This window comes from Halococcus sp. PRR34 (genome assembly GCF_028617175.1).
Taxonomy (GTDB): Archaea; Halobacteriota; Halobacteria; order Halobacteriales; family Halococcaceae; genus Halococcus; species Halococcus salifodinae.
Genome location: NZ_JAQJDA010000007.1, coordinates 13912 through 35132, shown reverse-complemented (window position 1 = coordinate 35132; position 21221 = coordinate 13912). Strand labels below are relative to the sequence as shown.

The 21221-nt window shown below is 65.6% G+C and carries 17 protein-coding genes; 10 read left to right on the top strand and 7 right to left on the bottom strand.

Features of this window, described 5'->3' with window-relative positions; translation table 11 throughout:
- Positions 1-26: 26 nt before the first annotated feature.
- Both PHA81_RS10425 and PHA81_RS10420 read right to left on the bottom strand, forming a co-directional pair.
- Positions 27-929 (bottom strand): PhzF family phenazine biosynthesis protein, encoded by a 903-nt coding sequence (locus PHA81_RS10425; protein WP_005039055.1) that lies wholly within the window; start codon positions 927-929, stop codon positions 27-29.
- Positions 930-988: 59 nt separating this feature from the next.
- Positions 989-1339: a hypothetical protein gene (locus PHA81_RS10420; protein ID WP_005039057.1), complete on the bottom strand. Its 351-nt coding sequence runs from the start codon at positions 1337-1339 to the stop codon at positions 989-991.
- A 154-nt stretch (positions 1340-1493) separates the two neighbouring features.
- On the opposite strand from PHA81_RS10420, the gene PHA81_RS10415 reads away from it, so the two are divergent.
- Positions 1494-2189 carry a phosphoribosyltransferase gene (locus PHA81_RS10415; RefSeq protein WP_273836727.1) on the top strand — a complete coding sequence of 232 codons (696 nt, stop codon included), beginning with the start codon at positions 1494-1496 and terminating at the stop codon, positions 2187-2189.
- 41 nt (positions 2190-2230) lie between these two features.
- Positions 2231-3073, top strand: a complete 843-nt coding sequence (locus tag PHA81_RS10410; protein WP_005039078.1) for a prenyltransferase — start codon at positions 2231-2233, stop codon at positions 3071-3073.
- Here PHA81_RS10410 and PHA81_RS10405 read toward each other — a convergent pair.
- Positions 3053-3862 (bottom strand): DUF547 domain-containing protein, encoded by an 810-nt coding sequence (locus PHA81_RS10405; protein ID WP_273836726.1) that lies wholly within the window; start codon positions 3860-3862, stop codon positions 3053-3055. The two genes, PHA81_RS10410 and PHA81_RS10405, sit on opposite strands and share 21 nt — an antisense overlap.
- 75 nt (positions 3863-3937) lie before the next feature.
- Between PHA81_RS10405 and mtnP the strand changes: the two genes are divergently transcribed.
- The gene (gene mtnP, locus PHA81_RS10400; RefSeq protein WP_005039082.1) at positions 3938-4789 is read left to right on the top strand and encodes an S-methyl-5'-thioadenosine phosphorylase; all 852 of its coding nucleotides are present in this window, start codon (positions 3938-3940) and stop codon (positions 4787-4789) included.
- 307 nt (positions 4790-5096) lie between these two features.
- On the opposite strand, the gene PHA81_RS10395 is transcribed toward mtnP, so the two are convergent.
- Genes PHA81_RS10395 through PHA81_RS10385 form a run of 3 tightly spaced genes read right to left on the bottom strand, consistent with a single transcriptional unit; the run spans position 5097 to position 9870 of the window.
- Positions 5097-6005, bottom strand: coding sequence for a ScpA family protein (locus PHA81_RS10395; protein ID WP_005039086.1), 909 nt, complete (start codon positions 6003-6005; stop codon positions 5097-5099).
- Positions 5998-9564 (bottom strand): chromosome segregation protein SMC, encoded by a 3567-nt coding sequence (smc, locus tag PHA81_RS10390; RefSeq protein ID WP_005039089.1) that lies wholly within the window; start codon positions 9562-9564, stop codon positions 5998-6000. Before smc ends, PHA81_RS10395 begins: the two co-directional genes overlap by 8 nt.
- Positions 9565-9582: 18 nt before the next feature.
- Complete coding sequence (locus tag PHA81_RS10385) at positions 9583-9870, bottom strand: bZIP transcription factor (protein ID WP_273836725.1); 288 nt, start codon at positions 9868-9870, stop codon at positions 9583-9585.
- Positions 9871-10012: 142 nt separating this feature from the next.
- Here PHA81_RS10385 and gatB point away from each other — a divergent pair, with 142 nt between their 5' ends.
- The 7 genes from gatB to aspS all read left to right on the top strand — a co-directional run bounded on the left by gatB (position 10013) and on the right by aspS (position 18760).
- Positions 10013-11506: an Asp-tRNA(Asn)/Glu-tRNA(Gln) amidotransferase subunit GatB gene (gatB, locus tag PHA81_RS10380; protein WP_005039094.1), complete on the top strand. Its 1494-nt coding sequence runs from the start codon at positions 10013-10015 to the stop codon at positions 11504-11506.
- A 77-nt stretch (positions 11507-11583) separates the two neighbouring features.
- Positions 11584-12750, top strand: a complete 1167-nt coding sequence (gene trpB / locus PHA81_RS10375; protein ID WP_005039097.1) for a tryptophan synthase subunit beta — start codon at positions 11584-11586, stop codon at positions 12748-12750.
- A 154-nt stretch (positions 12751-12904) separates the two neighbouring features.
- On the top strand, positions 12905-15415 hold the full coding sequence (locus PHA81_RS10370; protein ID WP_005039100.1) for a DNA topoisomerase I: 2511 nt from the start codon (positions 12905-12907) through the stop codon (positions 15413-15415).
- Positions 15416-15487: 72 nt separating this feature from the next.
- Positions 15488-16228, top strand: coding sequence for a phosphoglycerol geranylgeranyltransferase (locus PHA81_RS10365; protein WP_005039102.1), 741 nt, complete (start codon positions 15488-15490; stop codon positions 16226-16228).
- Between the two features lie 62 nt (positions 16229-16290).
- Complete coding sequence (locus PHA81_RS10360; RefSeq protein WP_005039104.1) at positions 16291-16572, top strand: amphi-Trp domain-containing protein; 282 nt, start codon at positions 16291-16293, stop codon at positions 16570-16572.
- 21 nt (positions 16573-16593) lie between these two features.
- On the top strand, positions 16594-17436 hold the full coding sequence (locus tag PHA81_RS10355; protein ID WP_005039107.1) for a hypothetical protein: 843 nt from the start codon (positions 16594-16596) through the stop codon (positions 17434-17436).
- A gap of 25 nt (positions 17437-17461) precedes the next feature.
- Positions 17462-18760, top strand: a complete 1299-nt coding sequence (gene aspS / locus PHA81_RS10350) for an aspartate--tRNA(Asn) ligase (RefSeq protein ID WP_005039110.1) — start codon at positions 17462-17464, stop codon at positions 18758-18760.
- A gap of 133 nt (positions 18761-18893) precedes the next feature.
- Here aspS and PHA81_RS10345 read toward each other — a convergent pair whose 3' ends face one another.
- Entirely contained in the window at positions 18894-21140 is a 2247-nt protein-coding gene (locus tag PHA81_RS10345) for a DUF4350 domain-containing protein (RefSeq protein ID WP_005039112.1), read from the bottom strand.
- Positions 21141-21221 lie beyond the last annotated feature (81 nt).

Here is a 21221-nt window from a genome sequence, read left to right as displayed (position 1 = left end):
AAGTCTTCTGTCGGTACCGGCGTGATTTATGCCTCGATCACGCCGGCCTTATCGATCTCGGGGACCGTCAGCTCGCCGTCGAGTGCGATCGACGCGCGACCCCCGACCCGCACCCGTTCGCCGGCGGGGGCATCCTCGTCGATGCGGACGTCGACACGGCCCGGGCGGTCCACGAAGTGGCCCTGCTCGAAAGTCATCTCGGTCGCCTCGACGGCCTCGAAACGTCGGAGATACGCCCCGACCGCGCCGCTCGCGGTGCCCGTCACGGGGTCCTCGGGAATCCCCGCACCTGGCGCGAACATCCGGCCGTGAGCGGTCGCGTCGGCGGTGAGCGTATCGAACGTGACGGCGTACAGCCCGGTCGCGTCGACCGTCTCACAGAGCGTTTCGATCGCGGCCATGTCGGGCTCGCACTCGCCGAGAACGGAGAGGAAGGTGACAGGTACGACCAGAAACGGGAGGCCGGTCGAACTCCGGGCCATCGGGAGATCGACATCCGTGATCGCCGCGGGATCGACGCCGAGTGCGGCGGCCACCCGCTCGATGTCGGGATCGACAGTTTCGATTTCGGGATCGTTCTGGGTCATCCAGACCCGGTCGCCGTCGATCTCGACGTCGAGCACGCCGACGTCGGTTGCGAGCGTGTGCGCCCCGTCGTCGATCGTGCCGTCCTCACGGAGCAACGCGTGGCTCGCGATCGTGGCGTGGCCGCAGAGATCGACCTCGGTCGACGGGGTGAAGTAGCGCACCCGTCGGTCAGCATCGTCAGCCGAGCGGAGAAAGGCGGTCTCGCTCGCCCCGATTTCACGCGCGATCGCCTGCATCTGGGCGGCTGAGAGGCCGTCGGCCGCTGGCACCACGCCGGCGGCGTTGCCCGCGAGCGGTTCGTCGGTGAAGGCGTCGATCAGGAGCGCCCGGACCGATTCCATACCGACGGGTCGCCGTCGGGCGTCCTCAATCCTCCGGCCGGACGTTCCACGCTGGTGACCTATGCGCCGTCCGGGCTGGCGGTGGTCGGCGGGCGCTCGTATCGGCTGGCGAGGTCGAGGTACGACATCGCTCGTTCGTGGCCGTCGGCGAGGCAGGCACGCTCGCGGGTGGGATCGTATTCGACGAGTCCACTCCGGTCGAGCGCCGGAAGATGCGTCCGAGCGAGATCGGTGGCGACTTCGCGGCACGCGCCAGCCACCGCCGCGATCGGCTGGCCCGCCTCGGCAGCTGCGATCACCCCGGCGAGATCGCGGAGCGCGAGTCCGTCCTCGACCTCGAGGAGGGCGTAGAGCACGTACCGTCGGCGACGAGCGGCGAGAACGTCGAAGATGGCGTCGGTGTCGAGCATAGCAGCGGAGTTCGTCCGACACAATATGAAAGACCTGCGCTCATTCGCAGGGAGGTTATATACTGGGTCGGTACCAGCGATCGACGACCGTTCGATGGACGTTCGACGGACAGGGTTAACCGATCCGGTCACGGAATCACGCCGGAGCACCACCATGTCCGAACTGCCGGACGATTTCACCTGCACCGTCACCAACTGGGAGTATATCTACGGTCGGTGTCGGGCGGTCGCCGACCAGGTCAAGCGCTCGGGGTTCGAACCGGAGGTGGTCGTCGCGCTCGCCCGCGGCGGTTGGTTCGCGGGCCGGTGTCTGTGTGATTTCCTCGGGCTCGACGACCTCACCAGTCTGAAGATGGAGCACTACGTCGGTACCGCCGCCAAAAGCGGCGAGCCCGAGGTCAGGTACCCGATGCCCGAGGGCTCCGTCGCGGGCAAGGACGTGCTCATCATCGACGACATCGCCGACACCGGCGGGTCGATCGAACACGCCCACGAGTACGTTCTCGACCGCGATCCCGACGGCGTCCGCACCGCGACCCTCCAACTCCTGGGAACCAGCGAGTTCGAACCCGACTACGTCGGCGAGCGCCTCGACGAGTGGGCGTGGATCGTCTACCCGTGGAACTTCATCGAGGACATGATCGAGCTCGTGAGCGGCGTCATGGATCGTACCGACCGCGAGACGGTCTCGACCGAGACGATCCGCGCCCTCCTCGCCGACCACCACGACCTCGATCGGATCGGGATGGAGGTCGCCCAGCCAAATCGGTTGGGCGAGGTGCTGGCTGAGATGCACCGCCGTGACGTGATCGAACCCACCGATACCGACGAGTGGCGACTCGTCGACTGACGACTTCGCGGCTCCGAGCGCAGTTCTGGGCGTGCTGGAAGATGAGCCGCCCCGCACAGCTCCTCCTAGTGCTCGTCGTCTACGCGCTCGGCGCGAAGATCGCGCTGTCGAGTGGGGCGTCACTCGATGTCGTGAGGCTCGCGGTCGGCGGCGCGGCGCTGCTCGCCGTCGCCGCGAGCGTCCACTACGCCAACGAGTACGCCGACCACGAGACCGACGCACTGACCGAACGAACGCCGTTTTCGGGTGGAAGCGGCGCGCTCGCTCGGACGGGCCTTTCTCAATACCTCGCGCTCTACGCTGGCATTGCGACGCTCGCCATCGGAATGGTCGCTGCGGTGGCCGGGACCACTCTCGGCGTTCTTTCTCACCCTGCGCTCGCCCTGCTCACGGTCATCGCCTGGTTCGGCTGGCAGTATTCGGTCGGGCCGCTCCGACTCGCGTGGCGCGGTTGGGGCGAACTCGACAACGCCGCGCTCGGCGGTCTCGTCCTTCCGGCGTACGGCGCGGCCGTTCTCGACGGCCCTGTTTGGCGAACGCTGCTCGCGTGCCTCCCGTTCTTCCTGCTCGTGTTCGCCAACCTCCTGGCCACCCAGTGGCCCGACCGCCATGCCGACGCTGCCGTCGGGAAGCGGACGCTCGTCACGCGGTGGTCGCCGCGACAGCTCAGGCTGTTGTACGTCGGGGCGGTCTGCCTGGCGTTCGGGTCCCTGCCCGTACTGGCGGGCAGCGTGCTTCCGGCCGTCGTCGCGGCGGCGAGCCTGGTCGTCTTGCCGGTGTCGGTGTGGGGGGCGACAGGCTACACCGAGCGTCGAGTGCCGTTCCCGAGCGTCGCCGCGATGGTGGCGCTCGTCGTCGTTCAGCTACTCGCGTGGTGTGTCTGAGCCGTCCGATTGCGAGCCCGCGAATCGCCCGAGCGCGAGCGACCAGTCGTACGACTGGTACCGGATCGCGGGCGTCGCGTCGCCAGGAATGACTACGTGTTCGCGGAGCAGCGAGCGGATCCCGCGTCGGCCACCGAAGTCGCCGTGATACCACAGCATGTGTCGCGGCACGCGAACCACGCCCTGGTCGGCATCGTGCGCGACTTCCGTCTCCAGAAACCCCGCCGTCGCGGTGTCGAGCTGGTCGTCGATCGTCTCGTGGTCGTACGCGAGGATCGGAGGACAGCTCGCGGCCCCGCAGTTGAGCGCGAAGTGGATCCGCGAGTCGCGACTGTCGAGGCGGTGAGCGCGTTCGAACGCGTCGGCTCGCCGCGGGAGGTAGCCGAGGCCCAGCGAGTGTCGTAAGCGCCGGAGGAGGCCGTGTTCGATGTCGTCGAGGCTCAGTTCGTGGCCTGCGACCGCGACCACCTCCGCACGGAAAAACCGTCGCCGGTCCTCGTACTGTTCGGGCGCGGCGTCGAGCAGGAGCTGGACGTGGGCGTTGTAGACGTTGAGCCAGAAGGCGAGCCGGCGGTCATCGGTGGCGAGCGCGTCTCGGAGCGCCGCTGGTGGGAGGTCGCGGAGCGCACGCTCGTATCGGCGTGTCGACTCGCCGTAGCGCACCGCTCGGAGGAGGTCCACAGCCAGCGCCAGGGGATCGGCGTCACTAGTGCGATCGGCGGCGTCGCTGTATCCGGTGTCGCTGGGACGTTCAGCATCGGATCGGCTGTCAGTGTCGGCACGAACCACGGTCGATCGAGGGGTGGAGAGGTCATGGCCCTTTTCCCGTCATGTTTTAGCCGCGCACACGCGATCGAACGATGTATGATCGGCATCATCGGCGGCAGCGGGATCTACGAGGCGTTCGATCTCGAAAACGTTCATGAAGAGGAGATCGAGACACCCTTCGGCGATCCGAGCGCGCCGATCACGGTCGGCGAGCTGGACGGCACCGAGGTCGCCTTCCTCCCGCGACACGGCCGCGACCACCAGTTCTCGCCAACCGACGCGCCGTATCGGGCGAACGTCCACGCCCTCAAACAGCTCGGCGTCGAGCGGGTGCTCGCGACCAACGCCGTGGGAAGCCTCCGTGACGACCTCCCGCCGCAAACCCTCGTGGTTCCCGACCAACTGTTCGACCGCACCCGACACCGGCCGTACACCTTCTTCGGCGACGGCATGGTGGTCCACATGGAGTTCGCCGAGCCGTACTGCCCCCACATGGCCACCCATCTCGCCGAATCCGCGGACACCGCCACCGACGACGGCGCGCGCGAGGGTGGCACCTACGTCTGCATCGAGGGTCCCCAGTATTCGACGAAGGCCGAGTCGGAGTGGTTCCGCGACCAGGGCTGGGATCTCGCCGGCATGACCGCGGTCCCGGAGGCGAAGCTCGCCCGCGAGGCCGAGCTGTGCTATGCGACCATCACCGGAATCACCGATTGGGGCGTGTGGAAAGGCGCAGTCGACGACCGTCTCGGCGACGTCCTCGAAAACGCCGCCGCGAACGAGGAAGCGATCAACGCCACTCTCGAACACGCGATCCGAACGCTGCCCGACGAGCGCGATTGTGACTGCGAACACGCGCTGGAGGGCACGATCAACACCCCGAACGAAGTGATCCCCGATGAGACGAAAGAGCGCGTCGACCTGCTCGCTGGCGAGTATCTCGACTGAGCGCGACAGCATTCGCGCTATCGGGATGGATCGACTGTCGGGGCCCGGTCGGCGCGTCGATTCACGACCGACCGTCGTCGCGGACGTATTCGAGCGCCGCGACGAATTGGTCGAGATCGATCCTGTCCTCGGTTTCGGCCAGGCGCTCCCGGATTCGTTCTGGCGTCATGGCCAATGTTACCATACAACTCGAAGAGATATGACTCTTTCGCCGGTTGCTATCGTTAGTCGATCTCGGCGTTGTCAAGTGTCTCTGTGTTCGATTCGCCGACGATCCAACCGGGTGGAACAGCGGGGAGCGATCGAGTCAGTCCGCGATCGCTTCGGTCGATCCGGTGTCGGCTGCCGGGTTCTGGATCCAGAGGTCGCCGAACAGTTCGTCCTGTTCGAGGCGGACGTGGCCCCGGTGTGAGAGAAAGAGCACGGCGAGGAAGGTTTCGACGCGCGACCCGCCCGCCTCCTCGATTTCGGCGTAGAGCACCTCCTCGCGCCCGGCGTCGTACTGCTTGCGGAGAACGCGCTGGACGTCCGCGATGATGGTCTCGATGTCCTCGGTGTGGGCCGTGGCCGTGACCTCGGCTTCGGTGGGTTCGTCGTCGACCCGGAGGTCGTCGCCTGACCGGTATTCGAGGGTCTGAGTACCTCGTTGAAAGCCCTTCGGCGAGCCGTCGGTGTCGTAGGTTCGGGACTCCTTCCACCACGAGTCGCGTTCTGCCTCCCGGAGTTCCCGCACGAGTTCGTCGAGCGTCTCGGGGGTGCCGCGGGCCTGTTTCCGGTCGAGTCGGCGGTCCATCTCGTCTTCGAGCGCCGCCACCGGGTCCGGGCCGAACTCGCCTCCGTCTGCCGCTCCGTCTTCCGGACCCCACGCCTCCTCCCACGGCTCGGGCGCGGGGTCGGGCTCCGGCTCGTCGGGTTCGAGCAGCGCGTCGCTTTTCATCCGGAGGAGCACGCTCGCGTAGAACAGCGCCCGGCCGGAGGTTCGGAGGTCGGCGGCGTCGAGCCGCGAGAGGAACGCATCGGTGACTTCCACCACGTCGATGTCCCACGGCTCGATCTCACCCTCCTCGGCCAGCCTGACGAGCAGCTCGACCGGCTCGACTTCTTCGGATTCGTCCGCATCGCCATCGGCTTCGGTCCCGGTGTCGCCAGCATCGTCCACGGCGTCGCCAGGCGACCCGACGCCCGCCGATGCCAGCGGATCGGGCGTGTCAGTCATCCGCAGGGGCCTCCTGGGCTCCGAGCTCGATCCCCGTCACCGCCGAGACGTTGTCGCCCTGCATCGTGACCCCGATCGCGCGCTCGGAGCGTTCGAGCATCGCCGAGCGGTGCGAGACGACGATGAACTGGGCCTCGCTCGCGAGCTCGTCGACCAGCTCGCCCACCCGCTCGGCGTTGGCCGCGTCGAGGAAGGCGTCGATCTCGTCGAGCGCGTAGAACGGCGCGGGGTTGTGGCGCTGGATCGCGAAGATAAACGCGAGCGCGGTGAGTGATTTCTCGCCGCCGCTCATCGCGTCCAACCGTTGAATCGGCTTGTCGCCCGGCTGGGCCTTCATCGTCAGCCCGCCCTCGAAGGGGTCTTCGGGATCTTCCAAGTGGAGCGTCCCCGACCCCGCCGAGAGCCGCTCGAAGATCGACTCGAACTGGTCGTTGATCGCTTCATAGGACTCCATGAACGTCCCCTTCTTCTGAGCCTCGTAGGACTCGATCCGCTCCTCGATCCCGTCGCGCTCGTCGGTCAGGGTGTCCTTCTTGCCGGTGAGGTCCGCGAGATCGTCCTCGACAGCGTCGTACTCGTCGATCGCGAGCATGTTGACCGGCTCTAGCTCCTCCATCTTCCCTTCGATCCGCGAGATCTCGCGCTCGACCTCGTCGTGGTCCGGAATCTCGTCGGCGTCGTACTCGCCGACCGCCGCGGCGAGCTCATCGATCTCCCAGTCGAGGCGTTCGGCGGTCTCACGCCGGTCTTCGAGAGCGGTCTCGGCCTCGTCAACCACCTCCTGCTGTTCGTCGCGGGTTGTCCGTGCGTCCTGAAGTTCGTCCTTCAACTCGGTACGATCCTCTTTCAGCTCGGCGAGTTCCTCCTCCAGCTCGGCGACAGCGGCCTCCTTCTCGTCGAGGGTGTCCTCGCACCCGTCGATCTCGTCTTTGAGTTCCTCGATCCGTTCCTCGTTCTCGGCCTTGCGATTTTGGGCGGTTTCGAGCGTCGCGTGGAGATCGTCGATCGAGTCCTCGGCGTACTCCTTCTCCAGCTGGAGTTCGTTCAGCCGGCCGTCGAGGTCGTCCATCCGGTCCTCGCGGTCGTCGATCTCGGTCTCGATCGCGTCGGCCTCTTCGGTGAGCTCCGGGACGTCCGAATCCGCGAGTTCGCCCTCCAGATCGGCGATTTCGTCCTCGATCCCCTCGATCCGATCGTCGTGATCGGCGATCGCGGTTTCGAGCTCGCCCATCTCCTCGTCGACCTCCTCGCGAGCGGTTTCGATCTCGTCGATCTCGTCCTCCAACGAGTCGATCCGCTCTTCGACCTCCTCGTGCTCGCGCTCTTTCGCCTCGATGTCGGCCTCGACCTCCCGCACCTGCTCGGCGGCCGCGGAGCGCCGTTCGCGCGCGTCGTCGAGCCGCTCTTCGACGTCGCGTACTGCCTCTTTCGCCTCGCGGCGCTCCTCTTCGAGCTCCGCCACCCGATCCGCGACCCGTTTCAGCCGGCCCTCGCTCGATCCGAAGGAGTACCGCGACCCGCTCTTCGAGCCGCCGGTCATCGCGCCGCTCTTCTCGACGAGTTCGCCCTCCAGCGTGACCAGGCGATAGTCGCCCATCAGCTCCCGTGCGGTCGCCATGTCCTCGACCACGAGCGTGCTCCCGAGAACGTACGAGAACACGCCCGCGTACTCGGTGGGATAGTCGACGAGGTTCGCGGCGAAATCCACCACACCCTCCTGGCCGGGCAGTTGCGGCAGCGAGCGCTGGTGCATCTCGGTCAGCGGGAGGAAGGTCGCTCGGCCCGCGTTTCTGGATTTGAGATAGTCGATCGCGCTTTCGCCCACACCGTCGTCGTCGACCACGACGTGGGCCAGCCGCCCGCCGGCGGCCGTCTCACACGCGGTCGCGTACTCCGGATCGACGCCGCCGAGCTGGGCGATCGTGCCGTGTACCCCATCCATGTCGGCGTTCAACACCGTGGAAACCGCTCGACCGTACGACGAGCCGCTCTCGTCGGTCTTGGCTTCGAGGTCGGCGTATTTCTGCTGGGCGGCCCGCAGCTCCTCCTCGACCTCGTCCAAATCCTCGTTGCGCTCGCGTTTTTCAGTTTTGAGGTCGGAAACGACGTCCTCGATGTTCGCCTCGTTCGTCGCGGCCTTCTCGCGTTCGTCCGCTATGTCTTCGATTGCGGCCTCGATTGCGGGGATTTTCTCGCGCGCCTCGTCGAGTTCGGACTCGGTTTCGTCCTGCTCGGTCGAGCGCCGCCGTGCGGCGTCGAGCAGCCGGTCCTGCTCGCGCTGTTTCTCGTTCTTTGCGCTCTTCTCGGCTTCGAGCGCCTCACGTTGCTCCGCGAGATCGGCCTTCAGTTCGTCGTACGCGGTGTCAGTCGCCTCGATCTCGCTCTCGACCTCGGCGAGATCGTTTTCGAGGTCCTCGATCTCGGTCGCGATCGAGGACTTCTCGACTTTGACCTGCCGAATATCGCTTTCGAGTTCGTCGACGGTCTCCTGCTTGCGGTCGATCTCCACGAACGCCTGGCGGCGCTCGTTTTCTGCATCTTCGATGCGCTCTTCGGCGGTCTCGATCTTGTCCTCCAGCCGCCCGATCTCGCCTTTGACCTCCTCGATCTCCCGTTTGATCGCGAGCTGCTCGTCCTCACCCTTCCGCTCGATTTCGGTGTTGAGATCGTCGAGGTCGGTTTCGAGCCGTGATACGCGGCCCTCACGCTCGTCGAGTTCGCGCCGTAGCTCCGCGATCTTTTCTTCGCGCTCGTCGATCTCTTCGCGGGTGTCGGCGAGCGCCTCGCGTTTTTCCTCCAGCTCGGCGGCCTTCCGGTAGCTCTCGTACTCTTCCTTCTCGTCGCGGAGGTCCTGATATTCGAGCGCGGTCTCACGCTCGTCCTCCAACTGGTTGAGTCGTTCCTCCTTCTCCTCGATCCGGAGCTCGGCCTCCTCGATCCGGCCCTCGACCACTTCGAGCTCCTCGAAGGCGTCTTCTTTCTTCGCGTCGAACGCGGCGACGCCCGCGATCTCGTCGATGATCTCGCGGCGCTCGCCCGCGGTCATGTTGATGATCCCCGTGACGTCGCCCTGCATCACGACGTTGTACCCCTCCGGGGTGACGCCGGCCTGGGCGAGCAGATCCTGAATGTCGGCGAGGTTCACCGAGCGGCCGTTGATGTAGTAGTAGGAATAATAATTGTCCTCGGTCTGCTTGACGCGGCGTTTGACGGTGATCTCGTCGACGTCGCCGACGTCCTCGGTGCCGGCGGCGCTCTCGACCTCGGCGCGGGTGAGGGTGCTATCCTCGTTGTCGAGGACGACCGCGACGCTCGCCTCGCGCGTGCCGCCGACCCCGTCGCCCTCGTCGTGGGCGGGGTTGTAGATCAAGTCGGTGAGTTTGCGTGCACGGATGCCCCGCGTACGGGCGAGGCCGAGCGCGAACAGCACGGCGTCGATGATGTTCGACTTGCCCGAGCCGTTCGGGCCGCTGACAGTAGTGAAATCCTCGTAGAAGGGGATTCGGGTCTTCCGGCCGAAACTCTTGAAGTTGTCTAAGACGAGCGTCTTGATGTTCATGGAGTGCTCGTGGGGGCGTTACGCGACGATGATATCGTCGGCCTCCGTCGTGTTCTCCTCCTCGTTTTCGGTGTGCTTATCTCCTTCGACAGCGGTCTCGACGGCGCTTGCCTCGGAGGAATCGGTTTCCGTCTTGGGCGTCGTGCCGACCCCGGCCTCGATGTACTCCTCGGAGTCGTCCGAATCGTCGGCTTCGAGCTCGCGGAGTCGATCCTTGGTCTCGACGAGCTCCTCGGTGAGGCCATCGACAGTGGCCTTGAGTTCGTTGACCCGCGTTTCGAGTTCCTCGACGCGATTGCCCGACATACCTCTCAAAGCCCGTCCCACGTCAATAAACGTGCGTCAGACGCTTGTCGCCTTTCCGTCATTTCCGGACCCGAAACGTGGTGGAATCGGGTCGAACGGCGATGGCGTCACGTTTTAGCGGGTGCGGACGAACACGGGCACAATGACTGCCCACGCCGCCGCGGCGCGCGAGCACGCCGTCGTCATCGGGCTCGAAGTCCACGTCCAGCTCGAAACCGATAGTAAGGTATTCTGTGGCTGCGGGACGGATTTCGAGGACGACGAACCCAACTCACACACCTGTCCGACGTGTCTCGGCCTGCCCGGCGCGCTCCCGGTGCTGAACGAGGCGGCGGTCGAGGCCGGGCTCAAACTCGCCGCCGCGATCGACGCTGACGTGCCTGAAACGACCCGTTTTCACCGGAAGAACTACTACTACCCCGATCTCCCGAAGAACTTCCAGATCACCCAGTACGACTCGCCGCTCTGCGAGAACGGCGCACTCACCGTCGCGATCGAGGACGACGAGCGGGAAATCGCGATCGAACGCGCCCACCTCGAAGAGGACCCCGGCAGCCTCCAGCACGCCGGCGGCAGCGGCGGGATCGACACCGCCGAGTACACCCGCGTCGACTACAACCGCGCTGGCGTCCCGCTGATGGAGATCGTGACCGAACCCGACTTCCGGGGTCCCGAGGAGGTCAGAGCCTTCCTCGCGAAGCTCACGGAGGTCCTCGAATACCTCGACGTGTTCGACAGTTCGCGGGACGGCTCACTCCGGGTCGACGCCAACATCTCGCTCGTGCCCGGCGAGGAAGTCGCCGCCGACGGCACGATCGGGAAAGAGGCGCTCGCGGCGGCCAACCGGACGGAGGTGAAGAACATCTCGAGCCACAAGGGCGCGGAGAAGGCGCTCGCCTACGAGGTCACGCGCCAGCGCAACGCGCTCCAGCGCGATCGGACGATCGAACAGGAGACTCGCCACTGGGACGAGTCGCGGGGCGTGACGGTCTCGATGCGCTCGAAGGAAGAAGAGAAGGACTATCGGTACTTCGCCGAGCCGGATCTCCCGGTGCTCCAGGTCGCCGACCGGGCCACCGAAATCGAGATTCCGGAGCTTCCCGACGCCAGACGCGAGCGGTTCCGCGAGGAGTACGGGCTGAGTCAGGCGGCCGCGCGAAAGCTCACCTCCACCCGCGACGTCGCGGATTTCTACGAGCGGGTGGCCGACCGCTTCGATCCCGACGTCGCGGCGTCGTGGGTCGCCGACACCCTTCTTGGGGAGCTCAACTACCGCGACATGGAAATCGGGGACATCGAGGGGCGTCTCGACGAGTTCGTCCGGTTGGTCGAGCTCGCCGAGACGGGTAAAATCACCGAGAAGAACGCCGAAGAGGTCGTGTTGCGCGCGATGCTCGACGAGGGACTGAGCCCGGACGACGTGATCGAGCGCGAGGGGCTCGGAGCCACCGGCGAGGACGAGATCGAACGGGCTGTCGGGACAGCGATCGACGAGAATCCGGGTGCGGTCGAGGACTATCACACGGGCGACGACGGCGCGCTCAACTTCCTCGTGGGCCAGGTCATGGGGGCCACAGGAGGAAGCGCCGATCCGGGCACGGTGAACCAACTGCTCCGCGACGAACTCGACGGCTGAGTTCTGCGAGCGAGACGCCAGCGACGGATCGCACAGCCGGTATCTCTTTGTACGATAATGGCGAGGAATGGCGTACGATGAGCAACGACGACGCGGACCACGCGGGCGAGTTCGAGGGGTTCGGCGGGCGACACGTGCCCGAGGTCATGGTGGAGCCACTCGACGAGCTCGCCGGGGCGTTCGACTCGATCGCCACCACCGACGAGTTCCAGACGGAGTTCCGATCGATCCTCGAAAACTTCGCAGGACGACCCACGCCACTCTTTCACGCCGAGCGCCTCTCGGAGCGCTATGGGGCCGAGATCTACCTCAAGCGCGAGGACCTCCTCCACGGCGGTGCGCACAAGATCAACAACGCGATCGGCCAGGCGCTGCTCGCGGAGAAGGCGGGCAAGTCTCGACTGATCGCCGAGACTGGCGCGGGCCAGCACGGCACCGCGACCGCGATGGTGGGCGCGCTGTTCGACATGGACACCGAGATCTACATGGGGACGAAGGACATCGAGCGCCAGCGGATGAACGTCTTCAGGATGCGGCTGATGGGCGCTGAAGTCAACGAAGTGACGCGCGGCGGGGCGGGCCTCGCGGACGCAGTCGACGCCGCCCTCGAAGATTTCGCGCAGAACGTCGACGACACCCACTATCTGGTGGGATCGGTCGTAGGGCCGGACCCGTTCCCGCGGATGGTCCGAGAGTTCCACTCGACCATCGGCGACGAGGCCCGCGAGCAGTTCCGGGAGCGAACCGGCGACCTCCCCGACGCGGCGGTGGCGTGTGTCGGCGGCGGATCGAACGCGATGGGACTGTTCGACGCCTTCCGCGACGATCCCGTGGCCTTCTACGGCGCGGAGGGCGGCGGCGAGGGCGGCGACTCGAAGCGCCACGCCGCGCCGCTCTCAGCGGGCACCGACGACGTGCTCCACGGGATGGAAACACGGGTACTCGACGACGACACCGAGGTTCACTCGATCTCGGCGGGCCTCGACTACCCCGGTGTCGGCCCCGAGCACGCGATGTTCCAGGCCGTCGGCCGGTGTGAGTACCGCGCGGTTCCCGACGACGACGCGCTCGCGGCGTTCCGGGAGCTCAGCGAGACCGAGGGGATCATCCCGGCGCTCGAAACCGCCCACGCGCTCGCGCTCACGAAGGAGATCGCCGACGAGCACGACACGATCCTCGTGAACCTGAGCGGCCGCGGCGACAAGGACATGGCGACCGCGGCTGAGCAGTTCGACCTCGGGTGAGTGATCCAAGCGACCGGCCGCTGCGAAACCGGCCGATCGGCCGCTGCGGCCGCACAGGCGTACGAGCGCGCCCGCGTAGTCTCGTGGTTTGCGAAAGGTTTAGAAGCCGTATCGGCCTATCGGACCCAATGACGAGAGGGGGAGGGATCGTTCGATGGAGCTGATCATCACGGAGAAGGAGACCGCGGCGCGAAACATCGCCGAGATCCTGAGCGGCGAGAGCGCGGACGTCGAGCGGCGCAACGGCGTCAACGTCTACAAGTGGGGCGGCCGGCGGTGCGTGGGGCTCTCGGGCCACGTGGTCGAGAACGACTTCCCGGCGGAGTATTCGAACTGGCGCGACGTCGAACCCGTCGAGCTCATCGACGCCGAGGTGGTCGTCGAGCCACACGAGAGCCGCGAGAACATCGTCAGTACCCTCCGGCTGCTCGCTCGGGACGCCGACGGCGTCATCATCGCGACCGACTACGACCGCGAGGGCGAACTCATCGGGAAGGAGGCCCACGACATCGTGCGCGAGGTGACTGACGCCCCGATCCGGCGGGCGCGGTTCTCGTCGTTCGCCGAACCCGAAGTACGAGAAGCGTTCGAGAACCTCGACGACCTCGACTTCGATCTCGCAGCCGCTGGCGAGGCGCGCCAGGAGATCGACCTCGTCTGGGGCGCAGCACTCACCCGCTTTCTGTCGCTGTCGGCGAAACAGATGGGCAGCGATTTCATCAGCGTCGGGCGGGTCCAGTCGCCGACCCTCAAGCTGATCGTCGATCGCGAGCGCGAGATCGAGGCGTTCGATCCCGACGACTACTGGGAGCTGTTCTGCGACCTAACCAAGAACGAGGCGACGTTCGAGGCACAGTACTTCTACGACGACGACGGCAGCGAGGCCGAGCGGGTCTGGGATGGCGACGTGGCCGAAGCGGTCTACGACGACCTCCGCGGGGCGAGCACAGCGGCAGTCGAGGAAGTCCGCCGACGCACACGGACTGACGACCCGCCGGCCCCGTTCAACACCACCCAGTACATCCGCGCCGCGAGCTCGCTCGGCTACTCCGCCCAGCGCGCGATGAGCCTGGCCGAGAGCCTCTACACCGCAGGCTACATCACCTACCCCCGAACCGACAACACCGTCTACCCCGACGATCTCGACGTTGCGGAGCTGCTCTCGGAATTCACCGACCACCCCGAGTTCGGCGACGACGCCGACACGCTGCTGGAAGGCGAACCGACACCCACCGAGGGCGACGAGGAGACCACCGACCATCCGCCGATCCACCCCACGGGAGAACTTCCCTCGGCCACCGAACTCGGCGACGACGAGCGCGCGGTGTACGAACTCGTCGTCCGGCGCTTCTTCGCCACGGTGGCCGAGCCAGCCGAGTGGGAGCATCTCCGAGTGACCGCCGCAGTCGGAGACCACCGACTGAAGGCCAACGGTAAGCGCCTGCTGGAAGCGGGGTATCACGCGGTCTACCCCTACGTCGATTCCACCGAGAACCACGTGCCGGACGTCGAGGAGGGTGACAAGCTGCCGGTGAGTGAGGTCCGAAGCGAGGCCAAGGAAACGCAGCCGCCGCGCCGGCGCGGCCAGTCGCGGCTGATCGAGACGATGGAGTCGATGGGGATCGGGACGAAGGCGACCCGCCACAACACCATCGAGAAGCTCTACGACCGAGGCTACATCGAGAACGACCCGCCGCGCCCGACGACGCTGGCGAAGGCGGTTGTCCAAGCGGGCAAGCGCTTCGCCGAACAGGTCGTGAGCGAAGCGATGACCGAACAGCTCGAAGATGATATGGACGCGATCGCCGCCGGGGAGGCGACGCTCGACGACGTGACCGACGAGTCGCGCGAGATGCTCGCGACCGTTTTCGAGGAGCTCCACGACTCGCGCGAGGCGATCGGTGACTCCCTCCGGAACTCCCTCAAGGTCGACAAAATTCTCGGGCCGTGTCCCGACTGCGGGGCGGCGCTGCTCGTCCGTCGGAGCCGCCACGGTTCGTACTTCGTCGGCTGTGACGGTTATCCGGACTGTGAGTTTACCCTGCCGTTGCCCTCGTCGGGCAAACCGGTGATTCAGGAGGAAACCTGCGACGAGCACGAACTTCGAGAAGTGAAGATGCTCGACGGCCGGAACACGTTTACCCACGGCTGTCCGATCTGCGCCGCAAAAGAGGCCGACGAGGCCGAGGATCGCGTGATCGGTGCGTGTCCGGAATGCGGCAGTGAGGAGGGCGACGATGGGGAGGGCGACGACGAGGAGAGTGGCGAACTCGCGATCAAATCGCTCCGGACGGGCTCGCGCCTCGCGGGCTGTACCCGATACCCGGACTGCGAGTATTCCTTACCCCTCCCGCGCCGCGGCGAGATCGAGGTCATCGACGAGCACTGTGAAGAGCACGATCTACCGGAGCTCGTGGTCCACTCGGGCGACGAGCCGTGGGAGCTCGGCTGCCCGGTGTGTAACTACCGGGAGTACGAGGCGCGCCAGGCGGCCACCGATCTCGAAGACCTCGACGGGCTGGGCGAAAAGACCGCCGAGAAGCTCGCCGCCGTCGGGATCGACAGTTTGGACGATCTCCGGGAGGGCGAGGCCGACCAACTCGCCGCCGAGGTCCAGGGCGTGAGCGCCGACAACGTTCGGAAGTGGCAGGCGAAGGCGGACTGAGCCGCGTTTCTCCCCCACCGGCCCCGTCGTCGTTACGGAAGACGTTTTAGGCCACACTGGAATTGGGATGGTATGAGTGCCCCGTGGGCGGAGTGGGACCATATCGTGAAGCTGGACCCCGACAAGAGCCTCGTCGACGGCGAGAGCTACGCCGACGTCTGCGAGACGGGGACCGACGCGATCGAGATCGGCGGCACGACCGGGATGACCGAGGCAAAGATGACCGAGGTCATCGAGCCGTGTGCCGCCGCCGGCCGGGAGCACGACGTGCCGGTGTACATCGAGCCGAGCCACCCGGGGACCGTGGTCCACACCGACGGGCTCAGTGGGTATCTGGTTCCGACCGTGTTCAATGCCGGCGATATCGCGTGGCTGACCGGTGTCCACAAGGAGTGGGCCCGGATGGACACCGAGATCGACTGGGACCGCACTCACACCGAGGCGTACATCGTGCTGAACCCCGATTCGTCGGTGGCGGAGTACACCCAGGCGAACTGCGATCTCGACGCCGACGAAGTCGCGGCCTACGCCACGATCGCCGAGCGGCTGTTCGGCCAGGAGATCGTCTACCTCGAGTACTCGGGCACGTTCGGCGATCCCGAAGTCGTGACCGCAGCGAGCGATGCGCTCGACGACGCCACCCTCTTTTATGGTGGCGGAATCGGCGACTACGACACCGCGCACGAGATGGGCGGACGCGCCGACACGGTGATCGTCGGCGATCTCGTCCACGACGAGGGCTGTGATGCCGTCCGCGAGACCGTCCGTGGGGCGAAAGAAGCCGGTCAAGAGCGGATCGAACCCGATCGCTGAGCAGGGTTTCTGAACGCCGAGCGACACAACTATTCATATACGATCGGCGCGTACGGAAGCGTATGCCCGAGGAGGTACTTTTCGAGACCGAGCAGTCGATGGATCGGAGCGAGATCGCCAACTACCTGCGGACGGTGGCGGATCGACTCGACGGCGGCGACGAGATCGGGCTTGAGGCCGGCGACCAGCACGTGACACTCGCCCCGCCGGCCCGGCCGACGTTCGAGGTCAAAGCCGAACGCGAGACCGGCAGCGGCCCGGACGAGTTGAGCGTCGAGTTCGAGATCGAATGGGACGAAGGCGAGTCGGGAGCTGGCGGGGGCGGGAAGCTTTCGATCGAGTGAGCAGGAAAAACGAACAGTCCGATGGTCAAGGAAGCGAGACAGCCGCACGAGCGCCCACCCGAGGAGCGTGAGGAGACCCATCTCCTCGAACAGCGTCGTGCCGAGGGTCGCACCGCCCTCCGAAACGCGGCCGCAAGAATCGCACTGGAGTACGCCACAGCAGTGACGGTCGCACTCGACCCCGAGCGCGTCGAATCACCGTCTCATGCCGGCTTTGAGCACGTTGACAGCGATTCCCGGTCGTGGTCCAACGAACCGTTCGCCGGCGACCCCTATCGCGTGTCGCTCCCTGATGGCCGGACGGCGGCCGAGGCGCTACTCGATAACGACGTCCCATTGAGGGAGTTCGTGGTCCATACCGACGAGTCATGGCTCTATCGAACACACGGGCGGGTGAACGTCTCCGTTGCCGGACCGGACTACGAACGCGACCTGCGAACGCTCGCCGAGGAGCGCGGTGCGGTTCTCGTCCCGCTGGCAACACTCGGACGCTGGACCGACGGGCAGCGATGGTACGAAATTACTGACGGCCATCTCTCCATCTATCCCGATGACATCGCCGGGAAATCGTGGGAAGAGCGCCAGAGATACACGACACACGGGAGTTATCCCATCGCTGGTATCGAGTGCATCCACATAACTGAAAGTGAGATGACCATCGAGCTGTCGTGGGCAGCCATCGAGGACGATTCGCCGTTCATGCGGGCGGTCGGGGCGGTTATCGGAACCATCGGAGCCGCACTTCCCATCCCGGAGGCCCCCACGGAGATGGATTTCGACTCACAGGAGGCGTTCGCAACGGCCGTCGAGACACTTCTGACTGCGACGAATCGTGGTGGTTACGACCGAACCGACGGCGTTTAAGACCGCGGCTCCGAAACTCCGCACCATGCAGGACCGAACCCACACCGCCGCGGCCACACCGGGCGAGTCGGTGACGGTTGCGGGCTGGGCACACGAGATCCGCGACCTCGGCGGGATCGCCTTTCTCATTGTACGGGACCGCACCGGGAAGATCCAGGTCAAATTCGAGAAGGATGCGATGGACGAGGAGCTCGTCGAGGCCGGCACCGACCTCACCCGCGAGAGCGTGGTCGCCGTCACCGGCGATGTCGAAGAAGAAGAGCGCGCACCGACCGGCGTCGAGATCGTTCCCGAAACGGTCGACGTGATCGCGCCCGCCGAGCCCGAACTCCCGCTCGATCCCTCCGAGAAAGTCGGAGCCGAGCTTCCGACGCGGCTCGACAACCGCACGCTCGACCTCCGACGTGGCGAGGCACGCGCGATCTTCGAGATCCGTGCCGAAGTGCTTCGAGCGGCCCGCGAGGCGTTCCGCGATCTCGACTGTACCGAGATCAACACCCCGAAGATCGTCGCCACCGGCACCGAAGGCGGGACCGAACTGTTCCCGATCACCTACTTCGGGCAGGAAGCGTTCATGAACCAGTCGCCGCAGCTGTTCAAACAGCTGATGGTCGGCAGCGGTCTCGAACGCGTCTCCGAGATCGGCCCGATCTTCCGAGCCGAGGAGCACAACACGCCACGCCACCTCAACGAGGCGACCTCGATCGACTTCGAGTCGGCGTTCATCGATCACGAGGAGGCGATGGACGCGTGCGAGCAGGTCGTCCGCGCGGCCTACGAAGGCGTCGCCGAGAACTGCACCGACCAGCTCGACACCCTCGGCTACGACGACTTTTCGGTTCCCGCGGAAGCGTTCCCGCGACTGACCTACGAGGAGGCGATCGAGCGGATCAACGCCACCGGCGAGCTCGACGAGCAGCTGGTGTGGGGCGACGACCTCCCGACCGAGGGCGAGAAGGCGCTCGGCAGCGACGTCGGCGGCCACTACTTCGTGACCGACTGGCCGAGCGAGATCAAACCGTTCTACATCAAGGATCACGACGGACAGGATATTTCGACGGGGTTCGACATGATGGCTCCGAACATGGAGCTCGTCTCGGGCGGCCAGCGTGAGCACCGCTACGACCACCTCGTCGAGGGATTCGAACAGCAGGGGCTCGACCCCGAGGCGTTCGAGTACTACACCAAGATGTTCAAGTACGGGATGCCGCCCCACGCCGGCTGGGCGATCGGTGCCGAGCGTCTCGTCATGACGATGCTTGACCTGCCGAACATCCGGGAGGCGGTGCTGTTCCCGCGAGACCGTCAGCGGCTGAGTCCGTAGCGAGGTCGCGACTGTAAGGAGTGGCCTCGTTTTGCGAGCGGTGAGCGAAGCGAGCCGCGAGCGACGAAGACGTTGGGAGCCAGCGAGGTGAGCGAAGTGCACCTCGCCGGACAGGCAACGCCTGTCGCCGTAACTATGAGTCGTTTCGTCTACCCTTTCGATGACTGCGACCGGAACCAGCCTTCCGGTTTCCGTACTCTGTCTCGTTGGTGTAGGTGTCGAACAGGTTGAATCGGTCCCCGAAGTTCGTCGTGATCGGAACCGATGGATTGCCATTCAGGTTGTTCGTGCCGTCGGTCACCGCACCACCAAGGCGGAGGTCCGAACCGAGAGCTTCGGCGATCGTGTTTAGATTCGTCCGGGCTACTTCGGGGACAGCCCCACCGAGCAGGACGACGGCACCACCGTCTTTCCGGAACGTACGGACAGCATCGAGTTCGGTCTCGGTGTAGGCTTCGGTGGGCGCAGTAATCAGCAGTGCTCGGCCGTTGCCGAGTAGCTCAGCTCCGAAGCCTGTTGCGAGTTGGTTGACCCCTTCGAACGCGATATCGACCCCTTCGAGATACCGCAGATAGTAGGCGGCATCCTCGGCCGAGAGCGCATAGCTCGCGGCGAACTGACCGTGGCCACCGTCGATGAGCACTGGTGCTTCCCCGTACTCGTCAGAAGCGTTCCTCTCCGGCGGTCCAGCACGGTCCGGCGGCCCCGCGTGAGGCGGTGGTCCACCGTTGCCAGGGGTATCGGGTGGCCCAGCATGGAGAGGAGGCCCGCGGCCGGCGGTGGCGGCGGTCCGCGACAGCAAGTGCGTCAGGAAGACGTAGTTGCCGTAGCCATTCGTCTCGACTGGATACCCCTCGGCGATCTCGTAGGCTTCATCGACGAACGGTGATCCGACCATCGCGATCCCGGCGTCATCGTCGACCGCGATGAGCGGTGCGTTCGGCGTCGAGGCAGTGGCCTCGGCACGCACGGGCACACGACCACTCAGATCGCCACTCGCGCTCTCGATGGCGGCTGCCCGCGGGACGAAGAGCTCCTCGACGGGATCGTTCCGAATCGACTCGGCGTTCGCTGGATCGCTCGCGGACCACACGTTTCGGCCGGTCTCTCGGGCGTCGAGTTCAGCGGCGAGGAACTCGTCGTGGCGTGCCAGCCCGGAATCGTACACGCGGGCGTGACCTGCGTCGATCACCCGGTGGTTGTAGAGTGTCTCGCGACTCCCAGAACCATCGGCGTCGTACGTGAGGTAGCCGAGCACGCGCCCGAACTCGTCGCGAGCTGGCTCGTTCGCGTCGAAGCTGAGGTCGACTCGCTGCCCGGGCGATAGTTCACCCCTCGCGAACGCGGTGGCCGCGTTGCCCGCAGCTTCGAGATAGTCGTACGATTCGATTCCTTCCCACTCCTCGGCGCGCTCGGTGCTGGTCGCACTCCCCGTCTCGGGCGTGTCGATACCGAGCACCCGAATGGCCGTCTCCTGACCCCCTTCGAAACGGACATCGACCGTGTCGCCGTCGGTGACTTCGACGACTTCGACGGTGTAGGTCTTCGAGGGATCGAGTTCGAAGCCGAGGCCCTCACGGTCGGCAAAGTAGTCGAACGCGGTGTTGAAGTTCGAGGTCAACGGTACGAAGGGTGCGTAGAGGTTGTTCTCGGGGTCGTACACCTGATCGTCGTTGAACCGGAAGCCCGTGCCGATGGCTTCGGCGATCGCATTGAGGTTCGCCGTCGCGTCGAAGTTATTGAAATCCGACTGATCGAACAGCAGCAGTGTGCCCCCGTTTGCGACGAACGCCACGAGCGCGTCGCGTTCGGCGGCCGAGAAGACCTCCGAAGGCGAGGTGACGATCGCCGCATCGGCTCCTGTGAGGTCGGCAGCGATGTCCGTGGTCGCGGCGATTTCGTACCCGTTCGCTTCGGCGTAGCCGATGAACGCGCTGAATTTCTCGGTGTCGTAGAACTGCCCGTGCCCCTCGTCGAAGACGACGGTCGGGCCGTCAGCCTCGGCATCGAGAACGTTGAGCAGGAACTCCTCGTTACCGTAGTTGAAGTCGGTATCGTCCTGGCCGATCGGCGCACCGAAACCCACGATCCCGTCGTCGCTCGCTACGAGGGGAATCGGTGTTCCATCGGGGTACGAAACGGCGTCACCGTTCCCATCCGCGTCGCCATTGTACGCGGTGGATTCGGCCCAGACTGCGACCAGCGAGTCGTCGGTCAGGGGTCGTTCGTTCCCGTCGAGAAGGCTCGCCGTCGAGTCGAACGCGAGAGGTCGTATCGTCCCGTCGGTTGCCAGCAGTTCCTGGGAGGACGCTGCGCCTGCTCCGGAGAGCGCCGTAGCGCTTGTCGCTCCCAGTGCGGTCAAAAAGGTTCGTCGTCGCATGACAGTCTCGGACCTCTAACAGCGAAATCAAATCATTTTTTATTTTATACTGGCGGGATACAGTGAGAAAATAGAGTGGTG